This is a genomic window from Pseudomonas sp. AMR01, from assembly GCF_041946035.1.
GTDB classification, from domain to species: Bacteria; Pseudomonadota; Gammaproteobacteria; order Pseudomonadales; family Pseudomonadaceae; genus Aquipseudomonas; species Aquipseudomonas antarctica_B.
Genome location: NZ_JAUTYR010000003.1, coordinates 254788 through 277628, shown reverse-complemented (window position 1 = coordinate 277628; position 22841 = coordinate 254788). Strand labels below are relative to the sequence as shown.

Annotated in this window: 20 protein-coding genes and 1 pseudogene; 13 read left to right on the top strand and 8 right to left on the bottom strand. The window is 54.3% G+C overall.

Annotation, left to right across the window (positions count from 1 at the left end; all coding sequences use genetic code 11):
- Window positions 1-197: 197 nt before the first annotated feature.
- Entirely contained in the window at window positions 198-1910 is a 1713-nt protein-coding gene (locus Q7C20_RS04750) for a replication endonuclease (RefSeq protein WP_375065864.1), read from the top strand.
- Window positions 1911-1949: 39 nt separating this feature from the next.
- Here Q7C20_RS04750 and Q7C20_RS04745 read toward each other — a convergent pair whose 3' ends face one another.
- From Q7C20_RS04745 to Q7C20_RS04725, 5 genes and pseudogenes are all read right to left on the bottom strand, one after another.
- Complete coding sequence (locus Q7C20_RS04745) at window positions 1950-2126, bottom strand: hypothetical protein (protein ID WP_170855882.1); 177 nt, start codon at window positions 2124-2126, stop codon at window positions 1950-1952.
- Window positions 2127-2187: 61 nt separating this feature from the next.
- Window positions 2188-3621: a hypothetical protein gene (locus tag Q7C20_RS04740; protein ID WP_375065861.1), complete on the bottom strand. Its 1434-nt coding sequence runs from the start codon at window positions 3619-3621 to the stop codon at window positions 2188-2190.
- A 475-nt stretch (window positions 3622-4096) separates the two neighbouring features.
- Window positions 4097-5767 carry a recombinase family protein gene (locus tag Q7C20_RS04735; RefSeq protein WP_375065859.1) on the bottom strand — a complete coding sequence of 557 codons (1671 nt, stop codon included), beginning with the start codon at window positions 5765-5767 and terminating at the stop codon, window positions 4097-4099.
- Between the two features lie 44 nt (window positions 5768-5811).
- A pseudogene (locus tag Q7C20_RS04730) lies at window positions 5812-6498 on the bottom strand (DNA-processing protein DprA); the annotation flags it as partial.
- 63 nt (window positions 6499-6561) lie between these two features.
- Complete coding sequence (locus tag Q7C20_RS04725) at window positions 6562-7332, bottom strand: peptidoglycan-binding protein (RefSeq protein WP_375065857.1); 771 nt, start codon at window positions 7330-7332, stop codon at window positions 6562-6564.
- A gap of 135 nt (window positions 7333-7467) precedes the next feature.
- Here Q7C20_RS04725 and def point away from each other — a divergent pair, with 135 nt between their 5' ends.
- From def to Q7C20_RS04700, 5 genes are all read left to right on the top strand, one after another.
- Window positions 7468-7974 (top strand): peptide deformylase, encoded by a 507-nt coding sequence (gene def / locus Q7C20_RS04720; RefSeq protein ID WP_122249636.1) that lies wholly within the window; start codon window positions 7468-7470, stop codon window positions 7972-7974.
- A gap of 69 nt (window positions 7975-8043) precedes the next feature.
- A complete protein-coding gene (fmt, locus tag Q7C20_RS04715; RefSeq protein ID WP_375065855.1) occupies window positions 8044-8997 on the top strand; it encodes a methionyl-tRNA formyltransferase in 954 nt (317 codons plus the stop codon).
- The gene (rsmB, locus tag Q7C20_RS04710; protein WP_375065853.1) at window positions 8994-10304 is read left to right on the top strand and encodes a 16S rRNA (cytosine(967)-C(5))-methyltransferase RsmB; all 1311 of its coding nucleotides are present in this window, start codon (window positions 8994-8996) and stop codon (window positions 10302-10304) included. Before fmt ends, rsmB begins: the two co-directional genes overlap by 4 nt.
- Window positions 10305-10326: 22 nt before the next feature.
- Window positions 10327-11700 carry a Trk system potassium transporter TrkA gene (trkA, locus tag Q7C20_RS04705; RefSeq protein ID WP_348054742.1) on the top strand — a complete coding sequence of 458 codons (1374 nt, stop codon included), beginning with the start codon at window positions 10327-10329 and terminating at the stop codon, window positions 11698-11700.
- Window positions 11701-11833: 133 nt separating this feature from the next.
- Window positions 11834-12145 carry a hypothetical protein gene (locus tag Q7C20_RS04700; protein WP_375065850.1) on the top strand — a complete coding sequence of 104 codons (312 nt, stop codon included), beginning with the start codon at window positions 11834-11836 and terminating at the stop codon, window positions 12143-12145.
- Window positions 12146-12281: 136 nt separating this feature from the next.
- Here the strand turns inward: Q7C20_RS04700 and Q7C20_RS04695 are convergent, their stop codons facing one another.
- Together Q7C20_RS04695 and Q7C20_RS04690 are read right to left on the bottom strand one after the other, a co-directional pair.
- Window positions 12282-13169: a lysophospholipid acyltransferase gene (locus tag Q7C20_RS04695; RefSeq protein ID WP_375065848.1), complete on the bottom strand. Its 888-nt coding sequence runs from the start codon at window positions 13167-13169 to the stop codon at window positions 12282-12284.
- Between the two features lie 40 nt (window positions 13170-13209).
- Window positions 13210-13767 (bottom strand): DNA-3-methyladenine glycosylase I, encoded by a 558-nt coding sequence (locus Q7C20_RS04690; protein ID WP_375065846.1) that lies wholly within the window; start codon window positions 13765-13767, stop codon window positions 13210-13212.
- 81 nt (window positions 13768-13848) lie between these two features.
- Here Q7C20_RS04690 and glyQ point away from each other — a divergent pair, with 81 nt between their 5' ends.
- The 4 genes from glyQ (at window position 13849) to Q7C20_RS04670 (ending at window position 18245) form a co-directional block, all read left to right on the top strand.
- Complete coding sequence (gene glyQ / locus Q7C20_RS04685; RefSeq protein WP_003213601.1) at window positions 13849-14802, top strand: glycine--tRNA ligase subunit alpha; 954 nt, start codon at window positions 13849-13851, stop codon at window positions 14800-14802.
- Entirely contained in the window at window positions 14799-16853 is a 2055-nt protein-coding gene (gene glyS, locus Q7C20_RS04680; RefSeq protein WP_375065842.1) for a glycine--tRNA ligase subunit beta, read from the top strand. Before glyQ ends, glyS begins: the two co-directional genes overlap by 4 nt.
- Before the next feature lie 2 nt (window positions 16854-16855).
- The gene (gmhB, locus tag Q7C20_RS04675; protein WP_176159730.1) at window positions 16856-17392 is read left to right on the top strand and encodes a D-glycero-beta-D-manno-heptose 1,7-bisphosphate 7-phosphatase; all 537 of its coding nucleotides are present in this window, start codon (window positions 16856-16858) and stop codon (window positions 17390-17392) included.
- A gap of 82 nt (window positions 17393-17474) precedes the next feature.
- Window positions 17475-18245, top strand: coding sequence for a lysophospholipid acyltransferase family protein (locus Q7C20_RS04670; RefSeq protein WP_348059837.1), 771 nt, complete (start codon window positions 17475-17477; stop codon window positions 18243-18245).
- A 182-nt stretch (window positions 18246-18427) separates the two neighbouring features.
- On the opposite strand, the gene Q7C20_RS04665 is transcribed toward Q7C20_RS04670, so the two are convergent.
- Window positions 18428-20677, bottom strand: a complete 2250-nt coding sequence (locus Q7C20_RS04665) for a CHASE2 domain-containing protein (RefSeq protein WP_375065840.1) — start codon at window positions 20675-20677, stop codon at window positions 18428-18430.
- Between the two features lie 407 nt (window positions 20678-21084).
- On the opposite strand from Q7C20_RS04665, the gene Q7C20_RS04660 reads away from it, so the two are divergent.
- From Q7C20_RS04660 to Q7C20_RS04650, 3 genes are all read left to right on the top strand, one after another.
- The gene (locus tag Q7C20_RS04660) at window positions 21085-21807 is read left to right on the top strand and encodes a response regulator transcription factor (protein WP_375065838.1); all 723 of its coding nucleotides are present in this window, start codon (window positions 21085-21087) and stop codon (window positions 21805-21807) included.
- A 603-nt stretch (window positions 21808-22410) separates the two neighbouring features.
- Window positions 22411-22665 (top strand): hypothetical protein, encoded by a 255-nt coding sequence (locus tag Q7C20_RS04655; protein WP_375065836.1) that lies wholly within the window; start codon window positions 22411-22413, stop codon window positions 22663-22665.
- Window positions 22666-22685: 20 nt separating this feature from the next.
- Window positions 22686-22811 carry a hypothetical protein gene (locus Q7C20_RS04650; RefSeq protein ID WP_375065834.1) on the top strand — a complete coding sequence of 42 codons (126 nt, stop codon included), beginning with the start codon at window positions 22686-22688 and terminating at the stop codon, window positions 22809-22811.
- Window positions 22812-22841: the final 30 nt, after the last annotated feature.

Below are 22841 nucleotides of genomic sequence, written 5' to 3'. Positions count from 1 at the left end.
ATTTTGATTTTGCTCTTCTTGGATAATTCTAAAATAACTGTCGCAACCTTTAAATCCGTGGCTTCCAGCATATCCCACTTCTATTAATGCTCATACGTTCCATGTCTGCAAAGTGACAGACAATAAAAAAGAGCCTTTCGGCTCTTGTGTTTGGGTTTAATTTGTTATAATGAAGTTACTACGCAAAATTATAAGAAATGAAACTTACCAATAAGTCTATTATAGCATTTAAAAATAAAAAGCAAGAGCTAACAAAAGAAAACATCGCAGAAGTAAAATCTAATGCTAAGCTTTTTCTTAATCCGCTTATTCATGTATCCGAATTATCAGCGAAGCTGAAAGTCATAATATCTCAACTAAACCCCCTTACCAGAACATTCGAGTTGTCGAGTCAGTATCGTGTTGAGTCTTCATTGCCATTTTTGAGTGACGAAGAAGCCGATGAACTTGGCTTTACAAAACGAATAAAAATCCTCGGACAAAAAGTTAACGTTATCCGAGCCAATGGAAAACACGCTTTTGGGTACGAAAACAAAATTGATGACTATGCAAAAGAAGCTCTGGCGTTAGCCAAGATGATAAACCGCGTGTTTAGTTATGTATGCTTTGATGACCATATCAAAATGCTAATACTGAATGTAAGTGCGACCCCTGATTTGAAAAAAGAACTGAACCAGATTGAGATATATAAGGACGTTAAATTTGCGGACTTACGTTGCTCGGGGACTATTCTTGACAAACTCTACGAGTTCTTTATCGATGATGAAGGTATAAGGTGCGCCAATGATAGAAGCATTTTCGACAAAGAAATAGATGGTAAGTACAAAAGTATTTTTAGAAGGCTTGTTAAAATAGTCAAGTCTGTTGCAAGGAAACAACGTGAGATGCACTTGCTGAAAAGCCGTAAGATTGGCGAAAGCGGTGAGGCGTATTGCAGTGATGAGCTTTTGGAGTATCAGAAACAAAAGGATATTGAACAGCAGGAATTTATTGATAATACTGAAATTGTTTACTCTGTCGATGGAGTTGAGCAAAAAATACCATTGTCACAATTTGCTTTGACTGACGAACGTAAAGCATCTGAAATCTACATGAAAGTTAAGGACTTGGAGAAAGTAGCAAAAGCGAAGGGATATATGGCTTTATTTACCACGTTCACCTGTCCAGCAGAGTTTCATTCGAATCCTAAAAACGGTCGAAATTGTTGGGATGGATCAACGCCCAGAGAAGCCTCTGATTGGCTTTCCAAAAGGCTGGTAGCGTTGAACAAGGATAGGGAAAGACACGGCATACAATCCCTGGGAATGTGGTGTAAGGAAGCCCACAAGGACCAGTGCGTTCATATGCACTCCATGTTTTTTGTTCGTCCCGACCAAGCAGACGATTTGATTTCTCTTATTCACAAGCATTATTCGCATAGTGAAAATGCCGTGAAAATCGTGCATATATCAGAAGAGGAAGCAAAAAAAACAGGTAGAGAATTCGCAAGCCCGGCAAGTTATATAACGAAATACGTGATTAAGAGTCTACGTGAAAAATCCGATGAATCGATGAAGAACAAAGCAGTTGCCCGCCTTTGGGGTTTTAGAATGTATGGTTTTTTCGGTAAAACTCAAACTATCCTATGGCGTGCCTTTGACCGCTTTTTCGATAAAGAGCCTCATGAACTTATCAAAACATTGAAGAACAAAGTTTTTGTTCAACTCGCAAAATTCAGACAAGCCGGGCAGTTTTGGGCATTTTGCGAGTATGCCAATGCGTTCGTTCAGTCTGTGATTGTTGAGCACGATGAAATTGCTTGGAGTGGTTTTGAGTTCATTCGGAAAGTGAAATGGGGATACAGGGTGAAAGATTCTGACGATTGTTTAAGAACGAAATTTGATTGTAGCTTGAAGACAATATTCAGATAACAAAAAAGAGCCAAAAGCTCTGTTTATGCGTACATTATATTATGACCTGCCGATTTTTATAGCGTTAAGTTCAGGCAAGCCATCAAGTGTTGTAGATTTTTTCTTTCTGAATGATTTTAAGAGTTTCTCCTCGGTATCGATGTTGTCGAAAAAAAGTTCTGCCCGTGATTTTTTTGGCTGGTCAGTAATTGCTGGTTTAGAATTTTTGTTTTTCATTTTGATTTCCTCATCATTTTGTTTGGTTGTTGAGTCTATAATTGACTTAACTAACATTGTATCAATTGCTATACTTTTTTAACCCAAGCACTTCATTCTTGATTTGATAATTCGGTGCCGTTTCAGCCATTTTTTCAAGAGTGTCATTGATAGGCTCATAAGTTTCAAACTCTTGAAGAAAGGCATTCTGTTTAGCCTCTATATCATATCTCGATTTTTGAGCATTATTTTTTGTCATTAGGTCAACGACGAAAACACTGACCGAACTGGCAATGTCTTTTAAACGCTCGACCATCAAGTTAAAGCGTTCTGATAAATTGGCGATTTTCGTTTCTAATGTCCTGTTGGTTTCCTGTAATACCTTATTTTCAACTGCCAAATCTTTGTTGATTTTTAGTAGGTCTCTGGATGATTCGGTAATCAGTTTTATCGACTCCTTCCTTTGAATCAACTCTGCATCTACCTGCAACAGCGCCTGATTCTGTTCTTTTAGCTGGGCGTTGTAATAACTATACTCACGTTGAATTTTGGGCTTTTTAGCATCAGCCTCTATTAAAGCCATCCGGGCATTGTTCTCTTTTGTCTTTTCCAGTTTCTTGGCTTCCACATCGTAGTTGCCGAGCATTTTGTTAGAGTGAGCATAAAATAGACTTTGGAAGTATTGGGCTTGGAGTTTTTTTGCTGAATACTCACGCTTGGAAAAATCTAATGCCGTGGCGTTCGGATATTCATCTTTTAGCGTTTCAATATTATCGTTCACAAAGTTTTTTTGAGCGGTAAGGAGGTCGTATTTTCCAGTACGTTTATTTTTCCCATCGGTAAATATATGCGGGTGGTCTCCAATCTCGTCACCATGGAAGACGATTAGTTTTATTGGATAGTCCGGGAAGTTTTCTTTATAGAATGAATAGATATTAGATATTGAATCGGCTGTTGAAATCTTGACGTTGTTGTGGGAGGGGATTTTAAAAAATGCTTCCTGAACAAATATCTTGTTTCTTGACAGGTCCGATTTATTTTCAAGGACCATATTATGAAGCTCCAAGAATTTTCTGACGGCTTCGGTCTTCTGTTTTTTTCGGTCGAATGAGAATTGAGATAGCTCATCGATCTCGTTTTCAACATCGAAAATGGCTTTTTCATTTAGAATCTTCGCGAGGAAAACTCTTAATGGGTCGGTCTCGTCCTTTATTGAATTGTGCCACTTATTAACCTTTGCTTTGCGCTTGCTTAATGTGTCACGTAGCGAAGAGCTTTCATCTTTTAAGGTCTGTTCATCAACGACATTAGTAATGAAGCTTTCTTGAATGCTCGCTTTTTGTTTTTCAGATAGCGTGCTTAGTGGAATTGGAGCCTTGCCAAGCGATGCGTGATAAATCAAGTTTAAATGTGCGCGGTCCTCGTCCCACTCCAAAACCTTTGTTGCCAATATTTTATTTTCTACGGTCGGAGAGATTCGCAAAGAGTGCGCCAGACTTTTAAAAAGTTTGGACATTCCACTGCTATTATTCTTGAAGTTTAGATGTTTATAGATCATCGTTGTTGTTTTTTTTGTAGTCATTTTTTTACCAAAATTTTGTTATATATTTCCCTTTTTTTTGTGATTGGGTTTAGAAAAAATCATGAGCGATTAAGCGATGTTTTTTTGTAAAGCCTTTTAAGAATCGGATGAAAAAATAATGAGCATTGCGATATTTTTTAATCAGGTTCGTGCGATGTTTTCGCTCTTGCTTTGCTTTTGATTTGGTTTCTGTCCTGCTGACAAGCACGAGTGGAACTTGGAACCTCATCTTTTGCGAAGCAAAAGTGTGGTGGAAAGTGTAGCGAGTTACTCACAACATCACATATCTACGTTTATATTAATCTTACCATATTGAAAGCGCACAACCATTTTAGCAGTACATATTGTTTAAAGTGAAAGCCCGATTAAAAATAGAATTTCCAATTCTGGTTTTAATCGGGCTGGGCTACTAATTGACGGTAAGATTGAACATGGTTTGCAAGTCGCTAAGCCCGTAGCTCTCGAGAATTTCTTTCAGCGGAAACTTTATGAAGTTGTTGCAAATTTTCTCGTCAATTAACTCGTTTTTCCGTCGCATAGAAAATCTCGTTTCTCTTGTAGCTTTCGTATGACTCACAAGAAATATAATATCGTTGGTCTTGAAGAAATAATTTAACTTTGCTCGACCTTCGTCTGTCATAAATAGGTCTGTCACGGTTTTAGCATCTTGTACATCTATGGTGCCCTCATCAGCGAAAGCACTATGAATCAATAATATTTCTTTGTTAAGTGCTTCGATTTCTTTTTCAGTTTTAGAAATTTCTTGAATGAATTTTGTAGGTACGTTGTAATCAGCCTCAACCATTTGAGTGTTCATGTTGTCGAGTTTAGTTCGTCTTGAAATCAGTTGCTTTTGCTTTTCTTCAAGAATCAAATTATTGTTTTCACCATCAGCTTTTAACAGGCTGTTGATTTTTGGATTGATATATCTTGCTTGGGTAGAGATACCTTTAAAGTCTCGTTTGAATTCAGTGGCTACCCTATTAATCATTTTTATACTATCCAGTAGCGAGCCTAAAACATATTCAAACCTGATATTGTCGGCGGTGCAAATGTGCTTTTGAACTCGGGCGTTATCGCATTTAAAAAATGGGTAGATTTTCCCCTTATATCTGCTTCCTCTATGGTCGTAGTAAAGTTTTCCACCACACTCAGCGCAGAATATACAATGTTTAAAGATGTTAAAATCTTGTTCCGTTCTTCTACCAGTCCAATTTTTCTGCTTGCGATTTGCCATTACATCAACGGCTTTATAGAAAAGCCCCGGCTCAATTAAGTTAGGATAATAATTTTCGATAAAACCGGTTAAAATCTTTTTGGCTTTACCATCATCGGTGTATTCGATACGGTGAGTCGCCATACAGCCAATAACAGTTTTATGCTTGATTATTTTGTTGAGTGTGCCGTTGTTCCATTTTTTTAATGATGTTTCGTTAATCTTCGTGATGGCTGTGTTAATGCCAAATTTAAGCAAAAGTTCGAAAAGCTGTTTTATTTCTTCTTGTTCTTCTTTGTGAATTACGAACTGACCTTCTTCAACACGCAAACCGTATGGGATAGATTTGCCTTTTTTGATAATGACTTCGCCATTCTCTGCTTTGGCTTTACGTGCTTTCCAAGCAGATAACAAACGACCAGATTTTGTTTCAGATTCTTCGTTAGCCCTTTTCGCAATTAGGCTAATCATCAGGAGGTTTTCAAAATCCCGACTGGGGTCATTATACGAATATGTCTTTTTATCCACGGTCGTATAGATGTTAATACCTTTCTTTAAAATCCCTTGAAGAAGCTCAACGCCGTCAAGCACACGTTGGCGGGTGATACGGTCAATGCTCTCAACCACGAGGTAATCACCACGGCGAATAGCGCCGCTTTGCATTCTGTCCAACATCTCTTTGAAATTGCCAGACCGGGCATTGTCGCCACGAAAGGCGGATTTGCCTTTGTCGTATACGACTTCCACGATTTTGGTTCCTGTGGCGGTCTCAAAGAGTTCTAGGGCGGTCAACTGGCGGTTTTCGCTGTCCCCGGTGGCTTGGATAGCACGGGAATAGCGTATATATGCGTAGGCTTTGGTCATTTTTTAACCGTCTGATTGTCACTCGGTAAATCATATCACCTGACCATGATTCGGTTACGTCGAGGAAAGTTGCTCGGCTGGGGGGCGGCGTCCAGCGGGAACTCGGAAACCACGGCGCTGCCCTGGGCAATCATCGCGGCTGCAAGCGTGCGGTGGCGCTGTGGATAAAAGTTTTCGAGCCCGGTGCCAAGCACGCCAATTGTGTGCCCGCCCACGTCCAGTGCCGCCTGATGCGCCGCGCCATCTATGCCTAATGCGAGGCCACTGGTGATGACAAAACCGGCGCTTGCCAGGCTGCGGGAAAAGGCCGCGGCGGTGTCCATGCCAGGGCGCGAAGCGCGGCGACTGCCGACCATGGCCAACTGCGGTTTTTCCAGGATTTTTGGGTCGCCGGCGACGAATAATAACGGCGGGGCGTCATCGATCTGGGCAAGCAAGGCCGGGTAGTCAGGCGAGTCCCACATCAGCAAATGCTGGCCCGGACGCTCCAACCACGCTAAAGCCTGGCTGGCGCCATCGCGGATTTGCGGGCTGCGTCGGGCATCGGCACTGATGGCGGGCAACCCGAGTGAGCGCCAGGCACTTGCAGGGGCGCTGATCGCCTTTGAGGCGCAGCCGAACGCGTCTATCAATACACGAAAGCGCTTGGGACCCAGTTCCGGCAGCCTGTGCAAGCGTAGTCGAGCTTCCAGTTCTGACGGCGAAATTTCACTGCTGTTTATCGGATACATTTGATCGTCCTTGACCGCAACAAGCTGTGGATAACTCTGTTGGTAACTTATTTAGCAGGCTACTTATTGCGTTTGTTTGGCAGTCTCAAAACGGTCCATCACTGCCAATGAGCGTGAGGCGCTGAGCACCAGGGCGTAACTGAGCTTTTCATAGGTGCGGAACACCAGCAGGGTGCCGGCGCGTTCGTCGGGGAGTTTGGTGGGTGCATGGGTAAACGGGTCTCGAACGGAGGCGCCGGTTTTGATCACGTTGAGCAATTGGCCTTCAACCAGGCCATCGCGGCGGCCTTTATTCAGGGTCACGGCGTCGAGAACGCCGATGTGGGCCACGCCCTTGGGGATGTCGATGATATGCCCCTCAACAGGGCGCGTCGGGGCTTGCGGGCTGGCAAGCTCGACCGCCGTGTCGGCGCGCAGCAGACGGTCGCCGGGGCGCACTTCCTGGGTAACCCGCAGCACCGCCAGCGTGGTGATATCGCCGGCCATGACAAAGCGCGCGGTACCAATGTCATCGGCGTTGATGCCCAGCAATTCCTGGGTTTGAGGGTCGGTGTAGGCTTTGCCTCGGCGGAATATGCCGTAACTGGGCTGGGACGGGTCCAGATTGCCCCGCGCATGCACGCGGTCGCCATGGGCCGCCAGCACTCGCCCCATCTCGGCCGCAACAATGTAGGGCGCACGGTCTAGATCCTGTGGGTTATCAAGAATGCGGTTGTGCAGTAAAAAACGTTGGATAGCTTGCTGTGTGGCTTGATTCAGACGCTCCCCGGCCTGGGGCAGCAGGGCCATGGCGAACGTGGGCCATAACAGCAAGACGAGTAGCGATTTCCTCATGGGGTGAATCTCCTTTATTATGTGCGTTCGCGTGAAATGCCAGAGCCTTCGCGGCTTTCGCTCGTTTCACACCGGCTGTGTGGGTCCATCCCAACGCCGATTTGCCTCTACCTCACATGTGCAGCAATTACGCTTATGGCTATTTTGAACATCCTCGAATTCCCCGACTCGCGCCTGCGCACGATCGCCAAACCGGTGGCCGTAGTGGACGACAAGGTTCGTCAGTTGGTCGATGACATGTTTGAAACAATGTATGAAGCCCCGGGCATCGGCCTCGCCGCGACCCAGGTCAACGTGCATCAGCGCGTCGTGGTCATGGACCTGTCGGAAGATCGCAGCGAACCCCGGGTGTTTATCAACCCCGAGTTCGAACCGCTGACCGAAGAGATGGGCGAATACCAGGAAGGCTGCCTGTCGGTGCCGGAGTTCTACGAGAACGTCGAACGCCCGGTACGCGTGAAGATCAAGGCGCTTGACCGTGACGGCAAGCCATACGAACTGGTCGCCGAAGGCCTGCTGGCGGTGTGCATCCAGCACGAATGTGACCACCTCAACGGCAAGCTGTTTGTTGATTACCTGTCCACGCTTAAACGCGACCGGATCAAGAAGAAGCTGGAAAAAAAGCATCGCCAGCAAGCTTGATGCCCTCCTTCCAAAGGCTTGCTGCGGCAAGCCTTTTTCTTTTGTGACTGTTTTTAACCGAGACCTCCCATGACCGAGCCACTGCGCATTGTTTTTGCCGGCACCCCCGAATTTGCCGCCGAACACCTTAAGGCGCTGCTCTTAAGCCCTTATGACATCGTTGCGGTGTACACCCAGCCGGATCGCCCGGCCGGTCGCGGGCAAAAACTGATGCCGAGCGCGGTCAAGCAGTTGGCGCTGGAGCACAACATTCCCGTGCTGCAACCGCCGACCCTGCGCAACGCCGACGCCCAGGCCGAACTGGCCGCGCTCAAGCCGGACTTGCTGGTCGTGGTCGCGTACGGCTTGATCCTGCCGCAAGTGGTGCTGGATATTCCGCGCCTCGGTTGCATCAACAGCCATGCCTCGCTGCTGCCGCGCTGGCGCGGTGCGGCGCCGATCCAGCGCGCCGTGGAAGCGGGCGACAGCGAAAGTGGCGTGACCGTAATGCGCATGGAGGCGGGTCTGGACACCGGCCCGATGTTGCTGAAAGTCACCACACCGATCACCGCCCAAGACACCGGCGGCAGCCTGCACGACCGCCTCGCCGAACTCGGCCCGCCCGCTGTGATCCAGGCCATTGCCGGCCTCGCTGCGGGCACTCTGGAAGGCGAAGTGCAAGATGACAGCCTTGCCACCTACGCTCACAAGCTGAATAAAGATGAAGCACGTATCGACTGGAACCGCCCGGCCATAGAGCTTGAGCGCCTGGTACGCGCGTTCAACCCGTGGCCGATCTGCCACAGCACGCTCAACGGCGAAGCCTTGAAAGTATTGGCCGTGACCCTGGCTGACGGCAAAGGCGCGCCCGGTGAAATTATCGGCGCCAGCAAAGACGGCCTGATGGTCGCCTGCGGTGAGCAGGCACTGTGTCTGACGCGTCTGCAATTGCCCGGGGGCAAAGCGCTTAATTTCAGCGATTTTTTCAACAGCCGTCGTGAGAAATTTGCCTTGGGTACGGTTCTCGGGGCGGTTGCTCAATGAACCCGCGCTTGGCCGCCGCCAAGGCTCTCGCTGCTGTACTTAACGGCAAGGCTTCGCTGAACAGCTCGCTGCCTACGCAGTTGGATAAGGTTGAAGACCGCGACCGTGGTTTCACTCAAGACCTGGCCTTCGGCACCGCCCGCTGGCAGCCGCGTCTGTCGGCGCTGGCGGCCAAGCTGCTGCAAAAGCCGTTCAAGGCGGCGGACGCCGATGTTGAAGCGTTGCTGCTGGTCGGGCTCTATCAGTTGCTCTACACCCGCGTGCCGGCTCACGCCGCCATCGGCGAGACGGTCGGCTGCGCTGAAAAGCTGAAAAAACCCTGGGCCAAGGCCTTGCTCAACGCCGTGCTGCGCCGCGCGCAACGTGAAAGTGAAGCGCTGCTGACCGAGCTGGAGCATGACCCGGTGGTGCGTACCGCCCACCCACGCTGGCTGCAAAAATCCCTGAAAGCCTTCTGGCCTGAGCAATGGGAAGCGATTTGCGCGGCGAACAATGCGCACCCGCCGATGATCCTGCGGGTGAACCGTCGCCATCACAGCCGTGACGTCTACCTGCAATTGCTGGCCGATGCGGGCATCAACGCCACGCCCTGCGTGTACAGCATCGACGGTATCGTGCTGGAAGCCGCGAGCGATGTGCGCAGCTTGCCGGGCTTTGCCGAAGGCTGGATCAGCGTGCAGGACGAAGCCGCGCAACTGGCCGCCGACCTGCTCGACCTGGCTCCCGGCCAGCGCGTGCTCGACGCCTGCTGTGCGCCGGGCGGTAAGACGTGTCACATCCTCGAGGTGGAAAAAGACCTGGCGGGTGTAGTCGCGGTCGACCTGGAAGCCAAGCGCCTGGTGCGCGTTCGGGAAAACCTCGCACGCCTGGGCCTGAGCGCCGAGCTGATCGCTGCCGATGGTCGCGACACTGCCACTTGGTGGGACGGCAAACCGTTCCAGCGCATTCTGCTGGATGCGCCGTGTTCGGCCACCGGCGTGATCCGCCGTCACCCGGACATCAAGCTGACTCGCCAACCCGACGACATCGCCGCGCTCGCCGTGCTGCAGGGTGAGCTGCTCGATGCCCTGTGGCCAACCCTGGCAGTCGGCGGCATCCTGCTCTACGCCACCTGCTCCACGTTGCCGACCGAGAACACCGAGGTCATTCAAACGTTCCTCGCCCGCACCAGCGGCGCGCGCGAACTGGACCTGGCCACAACGGCCGGCATCAAGCAGCCCCACGGTCGCCAATTGCTTGCACAGCAAGGCGGCCACGATGGCTTCTACTACGCCAAACTGATCAAGATCGCCGCCGCGCGCGGCTGAACGGTTTTAAGGGAGTGAGCGGATGAAAATTATCATCCTTGGGGCAGGGCAGGTCGGCGGCACGTTGGCCGAACATTTGGCCAGCGAAGCCAACGACATCACCGTGGTCGACACCGACAGCGAGCGCCTGCGCAACCTGGGCGACCGCCTGGACATCCGCACGGTACAGGGCCGCGCGTCGTTTCCGACGGTGCTGCGCCAGGCTGGCGCCGACGATGCCGACATGCTGGTGGCGGTGACCAACAGCGACGAGACCAACATGGTCGCGTGCCAGGTCGCCCATACCCTGTTCCACACGCCGACCAAAATCGCCCGAGTGCGTGAGGCGGCTTACCTGACCCGTGCAGGACTTTTCAACAACGATGCGATTCCGGTGGACGTGCTGATCAGCCCGGAGCAGGTCGTCACTCACTACATCAAGCGCCTGATCGAAATTCCCGGTGCCTTGCAGGTGATCGACTTTGCCGGAGGCAAGGCGCAACTGGTGGCGGTTAAGGCTTACTACGGCGGCCCATTGGTGGGCCAGCAACTGCGCCAGCTGCGCGAGCACATGCCGAATGTGGAAACCCGCGTGGCCGCTATTTTCCGTCGCGACCGACCGATTTTGCCCCAGGGCGACACGGTGATCGAGGCCGACGACGAAGTGTTTTTCATCGCCGCCAAAGCGAATATTCGCGCCGTCATGAGCGAAATGCGCCGGCTGGATGAAACGTACAAACGCATCGTGATTGCCGGCGGTGGGCAGATCGGCGAGCGCTTGGCCGAGGCTATCGAAAGCCGCTACCAAGTGAAGATCATCGAGATGAACCCGGCGCGCTGCCGACATCTTTCCGACACGCTCGACAGCACCGTCGTACTCCAGGGCAGCGCCTCGGACCGCGACCTGTTGATGGAAGAAAATATCGCCGACGCCGACATCTTCTTGGCACTGACCAACGATGACGAAGCCAACATTATGTCCTCGTTGCTGGCCAAGCGGCTGGGGGCGAAGAAGGTGATGACCATCATCAATAACCCGGCGTATGTGGATTTGATTCAGGGCGGCGATATCGACATCGCCATCAGCCCGCAACTGGCGACCATCGGCACCTTGCTCGCCCACGTGCGACGCGGCGATATCGTCAGCGTGCACTCCTTGCGCAGGGGCGCGGCGGAGGCCATCGAGGCGATTGCCCACGGTGACTCGAAGTCGAGCAAGGTGATCGGCAAGGCCATCCGCGATATCGGCTTGCCGCCGGGCACCACCATCGGCGCGATCATTCGTGACGAAGAGGTGATCATCGCCCACGACGACACGATGATTGCCACGGGTGACCATGTGATTCTGTTTCTTGTGGATAAAAAACACATCCGCGATGTGGAGAAATTGTTCCACGTGGGGCTGAGTTTTTTCTGATGAACATTCGGTGAGCCTGCTGCCGTCATCGCGGGCAAGCCCGCTCCCACAGTTGGAACGCGATTTCCTGTGGGAGCGGGCTTGCCCGCGATGACGATATTAAAATTCCCGGATAGTTAAAGGACACACAGCCATGCTCGAATCCCTGGAAAAAATGCTCGCCAAGGGTGTGGATAACTCACTGCTTCGGTTTGGCTTGGGCAAGGGTTATCTGGACTTGAAGGACAACGCCAAGGCTGCGGAGCATCTGCGGAAGTGCGTCGAGTTCGATCCTAAGTATTCGGCGGCGTGGAAGCTGTTGGGCAAGGCGCAGCAAGGTCTGGGTGATAGCGCTGCAGCACGGTTGGCGTGGGAAAAGGGTATCGAGGCAGCCCAAGCCCATGGCGACAAACAGGCTGAAAAAGAGATGGCGGTATTCCTGAAAAAACTGGATCGCCAGGGGTGAATGGAGATCAAAAATGTGGGAGCGGGCTTGCTCGCGAAGGCGTAGTGTCAGTCACCTGATGTGTATCTGATACACCGCATTCGCGAGCAAGCCCGCTCCCACATTGGTTTTGCATCGACCTTAAGTCAGTCGTAAATCAATACCAGCGCGCCTCACCCGGCGGGCGTTTCTTGAAGCGCTTCATGCTCCACATGTACTGGCTCGGGTAGGCGCCGACATAACGCTCAACCACCTTGCTCATCGCCGCGCAGGACGTGGCAGTGTCGGTGCTGTACATGTCTTCCGGCGCCGCTTCCAGAATCACTTTGTAGCCCGAACCGTCCGGCAGCCGCAGGGCATGCAGGAACACGCCCACGGCCTTGTGGCCCGCGAGCATGTTCGGCACAAACTTGCTGGTCAGCGCCTGGGTGGCGAAGAACGGCACAAAGATGCCGGCGGATTCGGCCGGCTCCGGGTCGGCGGGAATGCCGACCTGACCGCCTTTGCGCACTTCCTTGATCACACTCAGAATGCCTTCCTTGGTCGACGCCGCCACGCGGTTACCCAGTTGCACGCGTTGCTTGCGCAGCAAGTCATCGACGGCCTTGAGCTTGGGCGGGCGATAAAAAATGATCGGTTTGCACTGGCTGCAATAGAAGTGGTTCAACACTTCCCAGTTACCCAGGTGGCTGGTGATACCCACCACGCCTTTGCCCGAGGCCAGGGCTGCGTGCAGCACTTCCAGGCCTTCGACTTCGCGCACCAGATCGATGGAGCGCTGGGCCGGCCAGATCCAGGCGCAGGCGCTTTCGGTCAGGGACTTGCCGATGTCCATCAGGCTGCGACCGACTAACGCTTCGCGCTCGGTGGGGTCCATGTTCGGAAAGCATTTTGAGAGGTTGATCCGCACCGTCTCGCGGGAGCGGTTGGGGGTTTTCCACATGATCCAGCCGATCGCCGTGCCCACGGCCTGAACGGCGCGCCAGGGCAGCAGGGCAAATAACCGGAGAGCGCCTACCAGCAAGGCGCCTTTAAACTTTTCCACAGGTCACTCCTGATCGTGTGTGGTGCGCAAAGCGGGCATTCTAACCGGCGTTGGCCAAGTCCGCGTAACGGTCGCAGTCTTGAGTGTGGTCCATGACCATGCCAGAGGCCTGCATGAACGCGTAGCAAATGGTCGGGCCGACGAAGGTGAAGCCGGCTTTTTTCAAGGCTTTGCTCATGGCTTCGGCCTCGGGGGTAATCGCCGGAACCTGGCTGCGGTCTGTGAAGTGATTGACCTTGGGCACACCGCCCACAAACGACCAGAGCAACCCCACCGGGTCCTCCAGCGCCAGCCACGCGGCGGCGTTGCGACGGGTGGCGTTGAGCTTGAGACGGTTGCGCACGATGCCCGGGTCGAGCATCAGCGCTTCGATTTCGGCGTCGCACAGTTGCGCCAAACGCTGCGCATCAAAGCCGAACAACACCTTCCGGTAATGCTCGCGTTTACGTAAAACCGTGATCCAGGACAGGCCCGCCTGGAACCCTTCGAGCAAAAGCAACTCGAACAGACCCTGCGCATCGCGCAGCGGCGTTCCCCACTCTTGATCGTGATAAGCCATGTACAGCGGATCTTCAGAACACCAAAAGCAGCGTGGCATAAGGCTCCAGGGGATGGTGGCGCGGCCGAATCGGGTATACTCCCGCTCTTTAAATCGCAGCCCAAGTAACAGGTGAATTTCGTGAGCCAGCCTACGCCAGCCGTGCGTACCTTCCAAGACTTGATCCTCGCCCTCCAGCAGTACTGGGCCGAGCAAGGTTGTGTGGTACTTCAGCCCTACGATATGGAAGTAGGCGCCGGCACTTTCCACACCGCTACCTTCCTGCGGGCCATCGGCCCGGAAACCTGGAACGCCGCTTACGTGCAGCCCAGTCGTCGCCCGACTGACGGCCGCTACGGCGAAAACCCGAACCGTCTGCAGCACTACTACCAGTTCCAGGTGGTATTGAAGCCCAACCCGGACAATTTCCAGGAGCTGTACCTGGGCTCGCTCAAGCATGTCGGCCTCGACCCGTTGGTGCACGACATCCGCTTCGTTGAAGACAACTGGGAATCGCCAACCCTGGGCGCCTGGGGCCTGGGCTGGGAAGTCTGGCTGAACGGCATGGAAGTGACGCAGTTCACTTACTTCCAGCAAGCGGGCGGCATTGAGTGCTACCCGGTGACCGGCGAAATCACCTACGGCCTTGAGCGCCTGGCCATGTACCTGCAAGGCGTGGACTCGGTCTATGACCTGGTATGGGCTGACGGCCCGTTCGGCAAAGTGACGTACGGCGACGTGTTCCACCAGAACGAAGTGGAGCAGTCCACTTACAACTTCGAACACGCCAACGTCGAAAAACTCTTCGAGCTGTTCGACTTCTACGAAAGCGAAGCCAAGCGCCTGATCGAACTCGACCAGCCGCTGCCGTTGCCAAGCTATGAAATGGTGTTGAAGGCCTCTCATACCTTCAACCTGCTGGACGCCCGCCGTGCCATCTCGGTAACCGCGCGCCAGCAATACATCCTGCGTGTACGCACCCTGGCGCGTTCCGTCGCCCAAGCCTACCTGTTGGCTCGCGCCAAGCTGGGCTTCCCGATGGCAACCCCGGATTTGCGTGATGAAGTGTTGGCTAAGCTGGAGGCTGCACAATGAGTGCTCAAGATTTCCTGGTTGAACTGGGCACCGAAGAGCTGCCACCCAAGGCACTCAACACCCTGGCCGACGCGTTCCTGGCCGGTATCGAAAAAGGCCTGCAAGCTGCCGGCCTGAAGTTCGAAGCCAAGAAAGTCTACGCCGCGCCACGTCGCCTGGCGGTGCTGCTGACCGCGCTGGAAACCCAGCAACCGGACCGCAGCATCAACCTCGACGGCCCGCCGCGCCAGGCGGCTTTCGACGCCGAAGGCAACCCGACTCAAGCCGCCCTTGGTTTTGCCAAGAAGTGTGGCGTTGAGCTGAGCGAGATCGACCAGAGCGGCCCGAAACTGCGGTTCAGCCAGGTCATCACCGGCAAGCCGACCGCCAGCCTGTTGCCGACCATCGTTGAAGATTCCCTGAACGACCTGCCGATTCCCAAGCGCATGCGCTGGGGTGCACGCAAGGAAGAATTCGTCCGCCCAACCCAGTGGCTGGTGATGTTGCTCGGTGACCAGGTCATCGACTGCACCATCCTCGCCCAAAAGGCTGGCCGTGATTCCCGTGGTCACCGCTTCCACCATCCGCAGGCGGTGCGCATTACCTCGCCGGCCAACTATGCCGCAGACCTGCGCGCTGCCTACGTGCTGGCCGACGCCAACGAGCGTCGGGAGCTGATCAGCAAGCGCACCGAAGAGCTGGCTCGCCTGCAGGAAGGCACCGCCATCGTGCCGCCGAGCCTGCTCGACGAAGTGACCGCACTGGTTGAATGGCCGGTGCCGCTGGTGTGCTCGTTCGAAGAACGTTTCCTCGACGTGCCGCAAGAAGCCCTGATCACCACCATGCAGGACAACCAGAAGTATTTCTGCCTGCTGGACGTGGATGGCAAGTTGCTGCCGCGCTTTATCACCGTGGCCAACATCGAGAGCAAAGACCCGCGGCAGATCATCGCCGGTAACGAGAAAGTCGTTCGCCCGCGCCTGACTGACGCCGAGTTCTTCTTCAAGCAAGACAAGAAGCAAAAGCTCGAAGACTTCAACCTGCGCCTGCAAAACGTGGTGTTCCAGGAAAAACTCGGCAGCGTCTACGACAAGGCCGTGCGTGTTTCCAAGCTGGCCGCCTACATCGCGCCGCGCATTGGCGGTGATGCCGCCTGGGCCGCGCGTGCTGGCCTGCTGTCCAAGTGCGACCTGTCCACCGAAATGGTCGGTGAGTTCCCGGAGATGCAAGGTGTTGCCGGTTACTACTACGCCCTCAATGACGGCGAGCCGGACGATGTAGCCCTGGCGCTGAACGAGCAGTACATGCCGCGCGGTGCTGGCGCTGAGCTGCCAAGCACCCTGACCGGTGCGGCCGTGGCCATCGCTGACAAGCTGGATACCCTCGTCGGTATCTTCGGTATCGGCATGTTGCCAACTGGCAGCAAAGACCCGTATGCCCTGCGCCGTGCAGCCTTGGGTGTGCTGCGCATCCTGATCGACAAAAAGCTCGACCTCGACCTGACTCAGGCCGTGGTGTTTGCCGTCGGCCAGTTTGGTGGCAAGGTCAAGCAAGCCGGTCTGGCCGAACAAGTGCTGGAATTCGTATTCGACCGCCTGCGTGCGCGCTATGAAGACGAAGGCGTGGACGTGTCTGTCTACCTGTCGGTACGTGCCCTACAACCGGGTTCGGCGCTGGACTTCGACCAACGCGTACAAGCCGTGCAAGCGTTCCGCAAACTGCCGGAAGCCGATGCGCTGGCCGCCGTGAACAAGCGTGTGTCGAACCTGCTGAGCAAGGCTGACAACCTCAGCACTGTCGAAGTCGACCCGAGCCTGTTTGCCGATGCCAAGGAGTTCTCGCTGAACTCGGCCATCGTCAAGGCAGAAAACGCGGTGAAACCGTTGATCGCCGAGCGTAACTACGCGGAAGCGCTGGCGCGTCTGGCCAGCTTGCGTGAGCCGGTGGATGCGTTCTTTGAAGCCGTAATGATCAATGCCGAAGACGCAGGTGTGCGCAAAAACCGCTACGCCATGCTGGCGCGTCTGCGCGGCTTGTTCGTCAATATCGCCGACATTTCGACGCTGAGCTGACCATGGTGAAACTGCTGATTCTCGATCGGGACGGGGTGATCAACTACGACTCCGACGCTTACATCAAGTCGGTGGCGGAGTGGATTCCACTGCCCGGCTCGATCGAGGCCATCGCGCAGTTGAGCAAAGCCGGCTGGACGGTGGCCATCGCCACCAACCAGTCCGGCATCGCCCGTGGCTATTACGACATCGCTACCCTGGACGCCATGCACGCGCGCTTGCGCACGTTGGTGGCCGAGCAGGGCGGCGAGGTGGGGCTGGTGGTGTACTGCCCCCACGGACCGGATGAGGGCTGCGAATGCCGCAAACCCAAACCGGGCATGTTGAAAACCATTGCAGAACATTACAAGGTGCCCCTGGCTGGGCTATGGTTCGTCGGGGACAGCCTCGGTGACCTGGAGGCGGCCAAAGCCGTCGACTCTCAGCCAGTTTTGGTTAAAACCGGGAAAGGCGAAAAGACCCAGGCGAAAGACCTGCCGGTAGGCACTTTGATTTTTGACGATCTGGCGGCGGTTGCCGCAGAACTTATTAACAACTAGCTGCCCTCGACTTCCTGAACAAGGATGGCTCGGGAGTGCGCTTTTAGCAGGCGGGCCGTGTCCCGCAACGGTAAATGCTGCCATGTCGATTTTGCAGGCCATCAGAACCTTTTTCTTTTACCTGCTGCTGGGCACCAGTTCGTTTCTCTGGTGCACCCTGAGCTTTTTTATTGCGCCGTTCCTGCCGTTCAAGGCGCGCTATCGCTTCATCAACGTTTACTGGTGCCGCTGCGCGTTGTGGCTGACCAAGGTATTTTTGGGCATTCGTTTCGAGGTCAAGGGCGCTGAAAACGTCCCGCAAACACCCTGCGTGATCCTGTCGAACCACCAAAGCACGTGGGAGACGTTCTTTCTCTCCGCGTACTTCTCGCCCCTGAGCCAGGTGCTTAAGCGTGAATTGCTGTACGTGCCGTTCTTTGGCTGGGCCATGGCTATGTTGCGGCCGATTGCCATCGACCGTGACAACCCCAAGGCTGCGCTCAAGCACGTCGCAAAGAAGGGTGATGAGCTTCTTAAAGACGGCGTTTGGGTGCTGATCTTTCCGGAAGGAACCCGAGTGCCGTTTGGCACGGTGGGCAAGTTCTCCCGCGGCGGCACTGCGCTGGCGGTCAACGCCAACCTGCCGGTGTTGCCGATCGCTCATAACGCTGGCAGGTTCTGGCCAAAGACCGGCTGGGCTAAACGTGAAGGTACCATCACCGTAGTGATTGGCGAGCCGATGTACGCAGAAGGCGAAGGGCCACGCGCTATTGCGGCGTTAAACGACCGTGCCGCGGCGTGGAATGAAGCGCAGCAACGCGCCATGGGTTCGTTGCCGCCGGTACCCGTTGTGGTGGATACGCCGGCACTCTGAGGATCTGTGGATAACCTGTGCACGGTTTGTTGGCGAATCGCTATTTTTGGTTCTTAAAGATCTGATTTACATAGATATTTCCTGAACTCATAAAATTACGAAAAACGTGCATAAGTTTTTCTTGCATAAAAAAACCGGTCCTTGTGACCGGTTTTTTATGCACAGCAGAAATGTACGTTTTTTCACTCATCCAGCAGGGGCAGTTGCAGGCTAAAGGTAGAGCCTTTACCCAGTTCGCTCTCACATTGAATACGTCCGCCATGGCGCTCTACCACTGCCTTGACCATGGTCAGGCCCAAGCCCAGGCCTTCGCTGCCATGAGCCGAATCGAAGCGTCGGTATTGATTGAACAGCTCGGGCAGATCCGCTGGTGCGATGCCCGGCCCCTGATCGCTGATACGGCATTCCAACAGACCGCTCGCACTGCCATGGCTCAAGGTGACGGTAGTACCGGACGGCGAGTATTTGATGGCGTTTTCCAACACGTTGAACAGCGCCCGGGTGAGCAGCGATTGATCGGCTGACACCATTCCCTCATCCGCTTCATCCAGGTCGTGAACCAATTGGATGTTCTTGAGTTGCGCGATCACCGCAACCTGATCGAAAGCATCCATCACCAGCATGGCGAACAGGGTGGGCTGGAAGTGGTAACCGTCGGCTTCGGCTTTTGCCAATTGCACGAACGACTCGGTGAGGTTCAGGGCGCGCCGCACTTGCCTTTCGATTTGACCAAAGATCGGCGATTCACCGTTGTGCACATCCAGCAGCGCGAGGATCGCCGAATGCGGCGCCCGTAAGTCGTGGGACAGAAAGCGCAGCATGGTCTCGCGATGCTGCTGCGCTTCGCGCTCTTTGCTCAGGTCGGTCAGGCTCAGCAACCAGCCAAGGGCGACGTCACCTTCTGCGGGCAGTAATGGAGCGAGCTCCATGCGTAAGCTGCGCTGGTGAACGTCCCGGAACTCGACGAGTTCCATCGCCGACAGGGCAGGGCGCACGCCATTGTGCAGCGGTGGATAACCCAGGTCGGCAAGTTGTTCGAGTAAATTGCCACTGACCAGATGATTGCCGAACACGTCGCGGGCGACGCGGTTGGCCAGCAGAATGGTGCCCCTGGGATCAGTAATCAGGGTTGCCACCGGCAGGCATTCCAAGCCGTCGGCCATAAAACGCCGAGTGTCACGGGTACGGCTGACCGCCTGCTCCAGGGCAAAGATTCGGCCCTGCAACACATCGCCTTGGCTGGCGGGGGCGCGACGGCGTTCGGGCAGCACTTTGGGTTCGTCGTCCAGCCGCGCGAGTTCCCAACCAAAATAAGCCACGATCACGCTGAGGCGGCGCCAGTTCCAGATCAGATAGCTGAGCAGCAAGCCGATCAACCCCGCAGCGGGCGACCACCAATGGCCCAGGCGCAGCAGCACCCATGAACCGAGCAACGCTGCAGCCATGCAACCCAAGGTCATCCACAGCGCGTAACGCGGTCGGTAGAGCAAAAGACCCAGCAGCGACGCGACGAGGGAAGTCGCTATCAAGGCGGCGAGCCAGCCGGGCAGATCGACGACACTGCGTCCCTGCAGCAAGCCATTGAGAATGTTGGCCTGTATATCCACACCGGCGGTGGAGCCGACGGAGGAGGTGAGCGGTGTGATAAAACGATCGCCCATGCCATAGGCGGTGGCACCCACCAGAATCAGGCGGCCACGCAGGCTCTCGGGCGGCACTTCGCCGTGCAACACGCTGACGTAGGAGACGCTGGGAAAATGGCTGTGAGCGGTGAACGGAACACGAATCGCATGCTCTCGATGCCAGTGGGGTGTGGTCACTGGTTGTGGCAGACCCGGCATTGGCGACGCTTCGCCGCTCAGGGTATAGGCCAGCCACGCCAACTGTGGGAGCGCGCTGCCGGGTGGGCCCTCGCGCAGATACAGGCTACGCACGACACCGTCATTGTCGGCTTCAACATTGATATGCCCCAGCCCTTTAGCGCACGTGAGCAATGGCAACATCGCGCTGTCAGCCACCAGCGGCAGTAATACATTGCCTGCATTGCAAACAGCGTCCGCCAGCCGTGTGTCATCGGTAGCTTCGCCGGGCTCGCTGAAGATCACATCAAACAGTATGCCCGCAGGCTGAGCGGCGCTGATGCGATCAATCAGGTCGGCGTGCAGGCTACGCGGCCATGGCCATTGGCCGAGCTGTTTAAGGCTTTGATCGTCGATCGTCACCAGCAAAATGCGCGGGTCTACCGGCAGCGGTGTGAGGCGACGAAGGCTGTCATACAGAACGTTGTTAAGGGCCAGGCCAGAGCTCAAGGACAGATAGGCGGTAAACGGCAACAGCATCAGGCCAATCCACAGCCACTCACGAACCAAACCGTGAAACAGCAGTTGAGCTCGAGTGGGTTGGCGTTTTTCCGCCTTGCGCCACAGCATCACCAGCCTACCGCTGCGGGGGCGCCGTTAAGCTCATCGTGAGTGATGGGTGGTGTCATAAGCCTCGGCGTACGCTCTTGGTGTTGTCCGTTGAGTGCAATGTGCTGGAACCCATTGAAGCTCATTCCTGTCACAGGAGAAGACTTTCCTAATGTTTCGCGAAGATGTTCACCCTACAGGTCTTGCAGGGCAATCGGCAGCGATCCTTTTCCTTATGGGCGGGAGTCGGTATCTTTCCCCATAGCTCTTTCGACGAGTTTAGGGCGCTTTGCGATCAGCGTACCGACAGATCTACGAGTCTCTGAAATTGACCACAATTGTTCAGATTCATAGACATGCATCTGCGCACTATGTGCCCGCTTTAAACATGGCCGTCGGCTGCCGTTTTTTTAAGTAGAAAGGACTCACCCATGCGTGTCGCAATACTGGACGACGAGCCCGCTGAATTGCGTCGGGTTGAACAGACACTGCGACAGATTCCCGGTACCGCAGAGCAGCCTTGGTCACTGCATTTTTTTGAGCGTGGTGAAGACCTGCTGCGCCAACTGCGACGGGAAACCTTCGACCTGCTGATACTTGACTGGCAACTGCCGGATATCAGCGGTATCGCATTGCTGCGCTGGACCCGCGAACATATGGAGTCCCCACCCGCCGTCATCATGCTCACCAGCCGCGATGCTGAGGGCGACATCGTCACGGCATTGAACAGCGGAGCAGACGATTACGTCAGCAAGCCCTTTCGCCCCAATGAACTCAAGGCTCGGGTCAGTGCCGTATTGCGCCGGCACGGCCTGCAAAAATCTGCCACCCACGAGGTGCAAAGCTTCAACGACCTGACCTTCGATGACGCCGAGTTGACGGTTACCCGTGCCGGAAAGCAGATCAATTTGACCGAGCGTGAGTACCGACTCGCCAGTTGCCTGTTTGCCAACCTGGCGCGTCCGCTGTCGCGCGAGTATCTCTATGAGCGGTTTTGGACCCATGAAGAAATGGTGTCGTCTCGTCCCCTGGATACCCATATCTACCGGCTGCGCAACAAGCTCGGGCTGACCGCAGACCGTGGCTGGCAGCTGCTCACTATCTACGGGTACGGGTATAGGTTGGAGAGCGTTGCGGCGGGCACTGCGGGTTAAAACGTAGATGTTCCACGTGGAGCATTTGAGAAAATGCTGCTTCATCATCGAATAAATAAAGGCCAACGCTAAGCGTTGGCCTTTTTTGTATCCGTTCATCAAACTCAAAATTTATATAAGCCACTTTGATGCGTGGAGAATTGCTAACCTCGAAAAGGCACCCTTTTAAGCGTCAATGCGCAAAACCGTGCTTATCGAAGAATCATTCAGGTTGCGCTCGTAGGCCGTGACTACGCGACTCTCTTCCCGGGGGCGAGCAGTTTTTGAGCGGGTAGATGTGATGTCGAAAATCAGGATTTTAGAATCAGCCCTTTCAAGGTCTTTGAAAAGCGTCCATATCTGGCTGATACAAGCCAGTTAAGGGCGAATACTGTGTCTGTGGCGAGCGGGCTTGCCCCGCGTTGGGTTGCGCAGCGACCCTAAAAGGAGGAAGGCGGTGAGTCAGGCACTCTTCGGCTGCTGTTTTGGGGCCGCTTCGCAGCCCAACGCGGGGCAAGCCCGCTCGCCACAGAATACTGATCGCCTGTTCTGCCTAAAGACCTTGAAAGGGCTGGATTTTAGAATAAAGACGGCATTGGATCGGTATTCAACTGAGTGACGTTTATGAGCTTTCTATCTTTTTTTGCCAGCGTTCTATTCCAAAACGACGAGTATCAACTGCATGGCATTTACCACCCTGATACTCGATGCCCCTTACTGTTTGAGGAAGTCGATCGCTTTCTTGAACTGGGCTTGGCCGTTACCCTCAACCTGCACTATTTCGCGGATAAAGACTGCATCCGGGAGAGCGCTACACCACGCGCATTGAATATGCCGAGATCAACTGTCACGATGAATCCGCCTTTATTGCCGCTGTGAATCAGGCCGGGGGTTACAGCGTGTTCAAGACGCGCTTGAACATCCCCCTCGGCAGCGCACTGATCCGCGCCGCTACCTCCCGCGCGCTGGCCACACCACTGCGCGCCATCGCCCAGGCAGGCACGGGCGTCAACCATATTTATTGATCGGCTCGAATGCGAGCAATGTGGCGTGGA